This is a genomic window from uncultured Kiloniella sp., assembly GCF_937128705.1.
Lineage (GTDB): Bacteria > Pseudomonadota > Alphaproteobacteria > Kiloniellales > Kiloniellaceae > Kiloniella.
In genome coordinates, this window is the sequence record NZ_CAKZMP010000024.1 from 1 (window position 1) to 8,059 (window position 8,059).

The 8,059-nt window shown below is 44.1% G+C and carries 11 protein-coding genes and 1 pseudogene; 5 read left to right on the forward strand and 7 right to left on the reverse strand.

Annotated elements, in window-relative coordinates; all coding sequences use genetic code 11:
* Positions 1 to 190: 190 nt before the first annotated feature.
* Positions 191 to 691 (reverse strand): protein-export chaperone SecB, encoded by a 501-nt coding sequence (secB, locus tag Q0241_RS01405; protein ID WP_299371914.1) that lies wholly within the window; start codon positions 689 to 691, stop codon positions 191 to 193.
* A gap of 311 nt (positions 692 to 1,002) precedes the next feature.
* On the reverse strand, positions 1,003 to 1,560 hold the full coding sequence (locus Q0241_RS01410) for a histidine phosphatase family protein (RefSeq protein ID WP_299371917.1): 558 nt from the start codon (positions 1,558 to 1,560) through the stop codon (positions 1,003 to 1,005).
* Positions 1,561 to 1,749: 189 nt separating this feature from the next.
* Here Q0241_RS01410 and Q0241_RS01415 point away from each other — a divergent pair, with 189 nt between their 5' ends.
* A complete protein-coding gene (locus tag Q0241_RS01415) occupies positions 1,750 to 2,295 on the forward strand; it encodes a thioredoxin family protein (RefSeq protein WP_299371920.1) in 546 nt (181 codons plus the stop codon).
* Between the two features lie 27 nt (positions 2,296 to 2,322).
* On the opposite strand, the gene Q0241_RS01420 is transcribed toward Q0241_RS01415, so the two are convergent.
* Positions 2,323 to 2,880: an FxsA family protein gene (locus Q0241_RS01420; RefSeq protein WP_299371923.1), complete on the reverse strand. Its 558-nt coding sequence runs from the start codon at positions 2,878 to 2,880 to the stop codon at positions 2,323 to 2,325.
* A 126-nt stretch (positions 2,881 to 3,006) separates the two neighbouring features.
* Between Q0241_RS01420 and Q0241_RS01425 the strand changes: the two genes are divergently transcribed.
* The 4 genes from Q0241_RS01425 (at position 3,007) to Q0241_RS01440 (ending at position 6,271) form a co-directional block, all read left to right on the forward strand.
* Positions 3,007 to 3,741 carry a Tim44/TimA family putative adaptor protein gene (locus tag Q0241_RS01425; RefSeq protein WP_299371926.1) on the forward strand — a complete coding sequence of 245 codons (735 nt, stop codon included), beginning with the start codon at positions 3,007 to 3,009 and terminating at the stop codon, positions 3,739 to 3,741.
* A gap of 127 nt (positions 3,742 to 3,868) precedes the next feature.
* Positions 3,869 to 5,059 carry an MltA domain-containing protein gene (locus tag Q0241_RS01430; RefSeq protein ID WP_299371929.1) on the forward strand — a complete coding sequence of 397 codons (1,191 nt, stop codon included), beginning with the start codon at positions 3,869 to 3,871 and terminating at the stop codon, positions 5,057 to 5,059.
* A 179-nt stretch (positions 5,060 to 5,238) separates the two neighbouring features.
* Positions 5,239 to 5,841 (forward strand): Smr/MutS family protein, encoded by a 603-nt coding sequence (locus tag Q0241_RS01435; protein WP_299371932.1) that lies wholly within the window; start codon positions 5,239 to 5,241, stop codon positions 5,839 to 5,841.
* A gap of 67 nt (positions 5,842 to 5,908) precedes the next feature.
* The gene (locus Q0241_RS01440) at positions 5,909 to 6,271 is read left to right on the forward strand and encodes a helix-turn-helix transcriptional regulator (protein ID WP_366941142.1); all 363 of its coding nucleotides are present in this window, start codon (positions 5,909 to 5,911) and stop codon (positions 6,269 to 6,271) included.
* 125 nt (positions 6,272 to 6,396) lie between these two features.
* On the opposite strand, the gene msrA is transcribed toward Q0241_RS01440, so the two are convergent.
* The 4 genes and pseudogenes from msrA to Q0241_RS01460 all read right to left on the reverse strand — a co-directional run.
* Positions 6,397 to 6,903, reverse strand: coding sequence for a peptide-methionine (S)-S-oxide reductase MsrA (gene msrA / locus Q0241_RS01445; RefSeq protein ID WP_299371938.1), 507 nt, complete (start codon positions 6,901 to 6,903; stop codon positions 6,397 to 6,399).
* Positions 6,904 to 7,350 (reverse strand): peptide-methionine (R)-S-oxide reductase MsrB, encoded by a 447-nt coding sequence (gene msrB / locus Q0241_RS01450; protein ID WP_299371941.1) that lies wholly within the window; start codon positions 7,348 to 7,350, stop codon positions 6,904 to 6,906.
* A 235-nt stretch (positions 7,351 to 7,585) separates the two neighbouring features.
* Positions 7,586 to 7,777 carry a DUF1737 domain-containing protein gene (locus tag Q0241_RS01455; protein WP_299371944.1) on the reverse strand — a complete coding sequence of 64 codons (192 nt, stop codon included), beginning with the start codon at positions 7,775 to 7,777 and terminating at the stop codon, positions 7,586 to 7,588.
* A gap of 23 nt (positions 7,778 to 7,800) precedes the next feature.
* Positions 7,801 to 8,059, reverse strand: a pseudogene (locus Q0241_RS01460) (HslU--HslV peptidase ATPase subunit); the annotation flags it as partial.

Genomic DNA, 8,059 nt, shown 5'->3' on the forward strand with positions numbered 1-8,059 from the left:
AAAGTACGTGAAGCAAGACCTCATACTATCCCGGAAGACGAGCTGGCCGCACATAGCGCGATGCTAGAGCTTTTAAGTGATCCGATTTGGAAAAAATAGCCCGTCTGGAAGATAGAAAACTTCATAAAATTTTGCGAATTAAAAAAAGGGTAGCCGCAGCCACCCTTTCTTAAACGTATGTCAGAAGACTTTAAGCGTCTGCTGTTGTTTCGTCTTTTGCCATTTCAGCGTTTGCTTCGGCAGCAGCAGCTTCGCTTTTGCGTTGCATGAACATCTGATGGAAATCAATCGGGTTCATGATCAATGGTGGGAAACCACCGTCTCTTGTAATATCAGCAACGATGTTGCGCGCAAACGGGAAGAGATAACGTGGTGATTCGACCATCAACAATAGTTCAACGATCTGTGCTTCAAGACCTTCGGCAAGGGTAACAACCCCACCGTAATCAAGCTCAATCATGAAAGCTGTCTTGTCGTCGATTGTTGCTGAACCGCGAATGTTCAGAACAACTTCGTATGCTGTATCGGAAAGTTGTGTCGGGGTGACATCAACATTAATGTCCAGCTGTGGTGCCTTTTCTGACATCATTGGGTAGATCATCGGTGAATGTGGATTTTCGAATGATAAATCCTTGATGAACTGCATTTTGATAACCAGCGGCTGTTGCTGGGCGGTTGTTTCTTCAGCCATAAAAAGCTCCCTAAATGTTTGCCTGATTGGCTAGCATGCTTTGAAGGTCTGAACAACCAAGGATTAGGCCAGATACTAAAAATTCATATTCAATTGTGCTCTAGAATAGGGATAAAGTGGCGTGTTATGTGGATATGTTAGTAATTGGTGATTTTTAAGTACTCTATGAATCACAGGTTTTTGAACTATCGTTTTCGTTATGGGATCTACATATCTGTAGCGTTAACGTAATGACAGAAACTTGGTTCACCATGAGTACGCCAACTGACTAAACATAGCCCGCGACTATGTCTGAGCTAACCGAGTTAGCCTTATTCTACGCTAACTACAATGGTATCAATCGAGAGAGATTGAAGGTCTATATTGAGGATAGCACCATTATTTACTTCTTGGCCGGTTAAGCCACGAATAAATGCCCAATGGCTGACAACAAGTGTTTTTGACCAGTCCTCAAGTGTAAGCATTTTTTGTTGAAACTCCTGACCTCTCACTTTTACCTGATGTTCCGTTTCATTTAAATCCGGCCACCAGTATTCTGATAGATGTTCAAAGTCTAGATGTGGCCATTCCTGAGATAGCTTTGATGATGGAGATCCAATATCACAGGAAAAAAAGGCGTGTTCGCGGACGAGTGCTTCAATCTGAACAGGTAAGTTTAGAATATTACTGACAATTTCGGCAGTTTGAAGGGTTCTTGTATAGGGGCTTGCCAAAATTTTGGTTATACCTTTGTCTTTTAAATGTTGGGCAGCAGCATGAATTTGTGACCGACCTTCATCAGTTAATTCCGGGTCCGGAATGTTTGGGTCAACGCGCGTTTTTGCATAGGTTACATTAAACTCGGATTGTCCGTGCCTGAGAAGGTACATTTTTACCCCGTTTATTAGATCTGACGCTTTATAGATCTGGTAAAAGACGAGTGCGATAACCAGCTACAAGGGGCGAGAATATACAGAGATTAAAATCTTGAAAACCAAATAGCACTATTTAATCAAATAGCGCTGCTGGTATTTCTGGGTTTAATGAAGCAAAGAGCATATCAAAGGGTATAATTATTCATGCTTATTAAAACACCTATCTGTGACTTTGGCTGGTCTGCGCCTGATTTTAAATTACCTGATCTGGATGGTAAGCTAACCGGACTTGATGATGTAAGGGGCCCAAATGGCACGTTAATCGCGTTTATCTGTAATCACTGTCCCTATGTAAAAGCGATAATTGGTGATTTGGTGAGTGATGCCAAAAAGCTTCAAGACGCGGGTATTGGGGTCGCGATGATTATGTCTAATGATTATCGGAATTATCCGGCTGATTCACCGGATAATATGAAAAAATTCAGTCGAGACAACGATTTTAGTTTTCCATATCTTTTGGATGAAAGTCAGAATGTTGCGCGGGCCTATGATGCTGTGTGTACACCTGATTTTTTCGGTTTTGATGCCAAGGATGGTTTGCAATATCGGGGTCGTTTGAATGCCTCAACTGCCCAGATAGTTGCAAATGCAAGACCAGAGCTTCTGGAAGCCATGCTTGGCGTTGTCGAACATGGCCAAGGGCCTAGAGAACAGATTGCTTCTATGGGGTGTTCTATAAAGTGGCGATAATCGCGATAAGGATAAGGGATTGTTCAATTAGTTCAGACGATCTTTATCGCTTTCGGTGACGTCTTGATAATCACCATCAATTACGGTGTCGTCATTTTTGTTCCAGGACCCAGCTTTGCCAAAGGGGGATTTGCCGTTGGAATTATCTGAATGTGAGTGGTTAGAAAAACCTTGGTCCCGGAAGTTTTGATTTTGGAAACCTTGGCTTTGGAATCTTGAACTTTGTAATCCATGAGAGATTCTTTTGCCCAATGTATTTCGAAGTAACTCTCGTACAGGAGGGATAAGAAGGGCAAAGCCAATGCTATCAGTAACAAATCCGGGGGTAAGTAAAAGTGCCCCTGCGGCTAAAAGACATAGCCCATCGAAGAGTTCTTTTGCGGGCACAGCACCCTGATTAAGTTGTTTTTGGGCATTCATTATCGTTGCTATACCTTGGTGGCGTAGCATTGCAGTACCTATGACAGCAGTGAGAATGATTAAACCAATCGTGCTCCAGAGGCCGATTTGATCACCAACTTGAATCAAAACTGAGATTTCCAACAGTGGAATACCGATAAAAAGAATAAGGAAAACAATTCCCATACTTGCTCTTTCTTAAGCACTTGCCTATTTAATCTATATTAAGTGATTATGAATATAGTGATTAATGTCGTTTCTCACTAGTAGCTGATCGATATTTATTGAATCAAATCATACATGGGTAACAACTTGCCTTTTTTCGATATCATTCTTCTTGCTGCAGTAGCAGTTTTCCTCGTCCTCAGACTTCGCAGTACGCTTGGTAAGCGCACAGGCTTTGATGATAAGCCCGATCACGACCCTTTTCAGGATCGTGCTGAAAACGACAATGTCGTTAATTTACCTAATCGCGAAGATCGACATAGTGACGATTCACAGTTTTTGGATTCTAACGAAACGCCAAATAAAGAAATCCGTACGGGTTCTCTGCATAGTGGAAAAGTTGCAGTAGATGTTCTGCCGTCTGACTCTGCACTAGCAGAAGGACTTTCTGATATTCAGATGTCAGATCGGTCTTTTGACCCTGCTGAATTTGTCCAGGGTGCCGGATCGGCGTTCGAAATGATCATTGGGTCTTTTGCTGATGGGGATAAAAGAACTCTTCGTAATCTTTTAGATGATGACGTCTATCACGACTTCAAATCAGCTATTGATGAGCGTGAATCTCTGAAACAAACGCATGAAACCGTTATGATTGGCATTAATGATGTGGATATCATTGAAGCAGAGATGTCTGGGCGTCATGCTGTTGTTACCGTCAAGTTTGTATCGGAACAGGTTAATGTGACCCGTGATAAAGATGGTAATACTGTTTCTGGAGATCCAAATCACGTTTCCAAGGTTACCGATATCTGGACCTTTACCCGCGATACAAGAAGTAAAGACCCAAATTGGTTACTGGTGGAAACGCGTAGTCCCAATTAAGCTTTTACACAGGTTTAATCTTTGACGACAGGCTACCAATAAATGCTATTTGGTAGCCATGGGGGTGGCTTTGCAGGTTTTTTTGCGGTTTGTTTCGATTAAAAGACAGCGGTTTCTCAGAAAATTATTGCTGATTTCTTTACCCTTTGTGGTGTTTTCCTTATCCAGTTGTGATCAGGCCGCGAAACCCCCTGCCCCAAGCACAAAAGTTGAAGAAAACCTGACGCTAAGTCCTGTCGGATACGAAGCCCTGCCCGGCTGGCATGATGATGAATTGGCCAAAGCCTATCCGGCGTTGGAACGAAGCTGTGCCCGATATCAAAAATGGCCTGATACGAAAAAAGTAGGGCCAGAGGGTATTGCTGGCAAAGCTGCAGACTGGAAAGTTTTGTGTGATGACCTGCAGCTTTTTATGTCCAACTCGGATAATCACAGCGATTTTGGTGTTTGGCTCGAAGAAAATCTGACGCCGTATCATGTTAAGAATAACGCAGAGCCGGAAGGTCTTTTCACTGGCTACTACGAAGCCGAGCTAAACGGATCTTTTTCCAAAGACGAGATTTATAAATATCCCCTTTATGATGTCCCATCCGATCTTGTTTCTGTGCGCTTAAGCGATTTTGATAAAGAACTCAAAGGGACGACACTGGTAGGAAAAGTCGAAGGTAATCGACTAGTTCCTTACCATAACCGTACCGAGATTGATGACGGCGCCCTCAGCGGCAAAGGTCTGGAAGTGATCTGGTCCGATGATCCTGTGGATGTGTTTTTCCTTCATGTACAGGGGTCCGGTTTGGTAAAATTGCCGGATGGTCAGGTTGTTCGCGTTGGCTATGCAGGCAACAACGGGCATAAATTCTATGCCATCGGGCGTGCTTTAATTGACGAGAAGATCATCCCGCGTGATCAGATGTCGATGCAGTCCATTAGAACGTGGCTCAGGGAAAACCCTGAAAAAGCCAATGAGCTTATGCAGCGGAATAACAGGTTTATTTTCTTTCGGAAGATAGAGGGTGACGGACCTATTGGTGCAATGGGGGTTCCCTTGACCCCTGAACGTTCCCTTGCGGTTGATCCCCGTCATATGCCCCTTGGTGTTCCCCTGTGGCTGGATACAACATGGCCTGGGACGCAGAAGCCATTGCAGAGGCTTATGGTTGCCCAAGATACGGGCAGTGCAATTCGTGGCCCTGTAAGGGGGGATTTCTTTTGGGGGCCGGGGGAACCTGCTTTGGCTCAAGCTGGTAAAATGAAACAAAAAGGACAGTATTACCTGTTGCTACCAAAGACAGTTTTACCAAAAAATATTTCGCCTTAACGATTCTGGGCAGAACAAGTGAGCAGCTAGGGTGAAGTACTGTTTTTGGACGGAATAATAGAGAAGAGACTTGCAATTTTCAGGTAACTTGATTACCTCCGCATCAGTTGCGCGGACCTGACAGTATGATTGGCGCAAGAAGAGATAACTGAGTCTCCCTATTATTCTGGTGATACTGCGTGGCCAAAAAAGATAAAAAAATATCTTCTAAAACGAAAGATTCTGATCTCTGGCGTTCTGTCTCTACAACAGTTAAGCCTCTGGAGAACAGGGATTATTTTGTCTTTGGCCGGGCTTTGCCTCAGCCGAAATTTGACCCGGATCATATAGAAGCCGATATTCCAAATCTGAAAGAAGATCTGCCGTTTAAGTCTTATCGCAGTGCTCCTGTGGCTCCTCGACCAAGTAAGAAAAAACAAAGTCCGGGACCATTGAGCCATGGACAGGTCGAAAATATGGATCGACGACAGGCTGAGCGCTTTATTAAGGGTAAGCTTCCTATGGACGCGGTGCTTGACCTACATGGCCAAACACAGGCACAGGCGCAAACTTCTTTGGAGCGTTTTATCAGGGATTGCCGTGCACGAGATCTCCGTAATGTGATTGTGATCACGGGTAAGGGATCGGGGCCACAGTCACAGGGTGTTTTGAAATCCATGGTGCCCTATTGGTTGAATGAAGAGCCAAATCGCAGCGTTATTTTAGCCTTTAGCCATGCCAAACATTACCATGGTGGCAGTGGGGCTTTATATGTTCTCTTGAAAAGACGGCGAGAAAGTTAGAGACTGCTTGCTCGATACATCGCTGTAATTGCTATATAAAGTTTTTATGACACCCTTTGGACACAAGTTGCGCGAAATTCGCGCAGAACGTAAAATTACCCTCAAGGATATGGCAAAAGGTCTTGGGGTCTCGTCCGCGTATCTGTCGTCCATTGAACACGGACACCGAGGGCAGCCAAGCCGTCGTTTTGTGCATAGGGTCTGTCAGTATCTCAATATTATTTGGGATGATGCGGAAGAGCTGGAAGAACTGGCCATAAGATCTGACCCCAAGGTGTCTGTTAATACCGCAGGGTTATCGCCAAAAGCCACTTACTTTGCGAATTGCCTCGCCGAAAAAATATCGACGCTGGATGATCAACAAATCGAAGCCATGATGAAAGTTATGCGAGAAGAGTTTGATGACAATTTGGACTCTTCTTCTGAATAGTGGACTTCCAGATTTAATATGGGCACTTTCATCTTCAGGGTTTGAAAGGCATCAGGGTTTAAAAAAAAGGCGCTTTCAAGCGCCTTTTACTGTGATTAAATCTTTTAGGTTTAAAATATTAGCCTCTATTCCGAGACTTCCCGTTTGGGCAGCTTCCAGTTTGGGCGTGGGAAGTGGCAGGTATAACCATTGGGTACATTTTCAAGATAGTCTTGATGCTCGGCCTCTGCTTCCCAGAAATCACCTGCAGATTTTATCTCGGTTACGACCTTGCCGGGCCATAAGCCGCTGGCATCGACATCGGCAATGGTATCTATGGCGATTTGTCGTTGGTCTTCGTTGGTATAATAAATGGCAGAACGATAAGATGCGCCACGATCATTCCCTTGCTGATTAGGCGTGGAAGGATCATGGATTTGGAAAAAAAATTCCAGAAGCTGTCGATAGGAAATTTGTGCTGGATCATATAAAATTTCAATACCCTCAGCATGGGTGCCGTGATTGCGGTAAGTTGCATTTTCAACATCGCCACCCGTATAGCCGACCCGGGTTTTCTCTACGCCGGGAAGCTTTCTGATCAAATCCTGCATGCCCCAAAAACAGCCGCCGGCTAGTATGGCTTTTTCAGTCATTTATACGTCCTCTACTTGATCTAGATATTCACTATAACCTTCTGCTTCCATGTCGCTTTTGGCAATGAATTTCAGTGAAGCAGAATTAATACAATACCTGAGGCCACCTTTGTCGGTTGGCCCGTCGGTGAAAACATGGCCCAAATGGCTATCACCGTGCTTAGACCTTACCTCGACGCGCTCCATTCCATGGGTACTATCCCTGAGTTCAGCAACGTGTGCAGGTACAATTGGTTTGGTAAAACTTGGCCATCCACAGTGGCTTTCATACTTATCAGATGAAGCAAACAGGGGTTCGCCAGAAACGATATCCACATAGATACCAACATCTTTGTTTTCGAGATATTCGCCAGTATAGGGACGCTCCGTCCCATTTTCCTGTGTCACCCTGTATTGTTCGGGGGTCAGCTGTGCAATCGCTTCTTTATTTTTTTTATAGGTCTTCATGCCAACAAGATCCTTTTATCATCGTTTCTTATTGGAATATGGGGCGCGTGGGTCGTAAATGCCAAGTGTTCCAGCCATAAACTTTATGTGAAGAGAGAATTATGGAGAACTGTTTGTGAGCTATATGGTTTTCTTTAGTCGATGGTGAAGAAAAATGCAGGTGAAATATTCACCTGCATTTTGTCGTGTCGCTGAATGAGCTACATTACCAATGTTAATTGATCGGTAACGTGGCTCAGTCTTTCTCTTTGCCTTCAGGCTCTTTGCTTTTTGGCCAGATAACAGCTTGTCCACAGATTACATCTTCGCCGTTGAAAGTCAGAGATGGAGACCCATAGAGTTGGTAACCATCTTCCAAAGCCTGAGAGATGCGTTTGCAAAACTTGTCGTCATCTTTACCAGTGATAAAACGATATCCTAGTTTCATCATCTTTCCTTTGTCTCTGGCGATTAGAGAATAAATTTCGACAAATCAGTATCTTTGGCGAGGCCAGATACCTGTTCTGTTACATCATCAGCTGTGATTGTCACGCTTTCGCCACTTCTGTCTGTTGCGGTGAAAGAGATTTCTTCCAACAGTTTTTCAAGCACGGTATGAAGACGGCGGGCACCGATGTTTTCAACAGAGGTATTGATTTCGGCTGCAAGATCCGCAAGGGCATCAATCGCAGAATCTTCAAAAGAGAGTGTAAGTTCTTCAGTACCCATC

Bases quoted from the DNA above. Each gene is read 5' to 3' on its own strand.
- secB (WP_299371914.1), bottom strand. From the start codon at position 691: ATGGCTGAAGAAACAACCGCCCAGCAACAGCCGCTGGTTATCAAAATG.
- Q0241_RS01410 (WP_299371917.1), bottom strand. From the start codon at position 1,560: ATGTACCTTCTCAGGCACGGACAATCCGAGTTTAATGTAACCTATGCA.
- Q0241_RS01415 (WP_299371920.1), top strand. From the start codon at position 1,750: ATGCTTATTAAAACACCTATCTGTGACTTTGGCTGGTCTGCGCCTGAT.
- Q0241_RS01420 (WP_299371923.1), bottom strand. From the start codon at position 2,880: ATGGGAATTGTTTTCCTTATTCTTTTTATCGGTATTCCACTGTTGGAA.
- msrA (WP_299371938.1), bottom strand. From the start codon at position 6,903: ATGACTGAAAAAGCCATACTAGCCGGCGGCTGTTTTTGGGGCATGCAG.
- msrB (WP_299371941.1), bottom strand. From the start codon at position 7,350: ATGAAGACCTATAAAAAAAATAAAGAAGCGATTGCACAGCTGACCCCC.
- Q0241_RS01455 (WP_299371944.1), bottom strand. From the start codon at position 7,777: ATGAAACTAGGATATCGTTTTATCACTGGTAAAGATGACGACAAGTTT.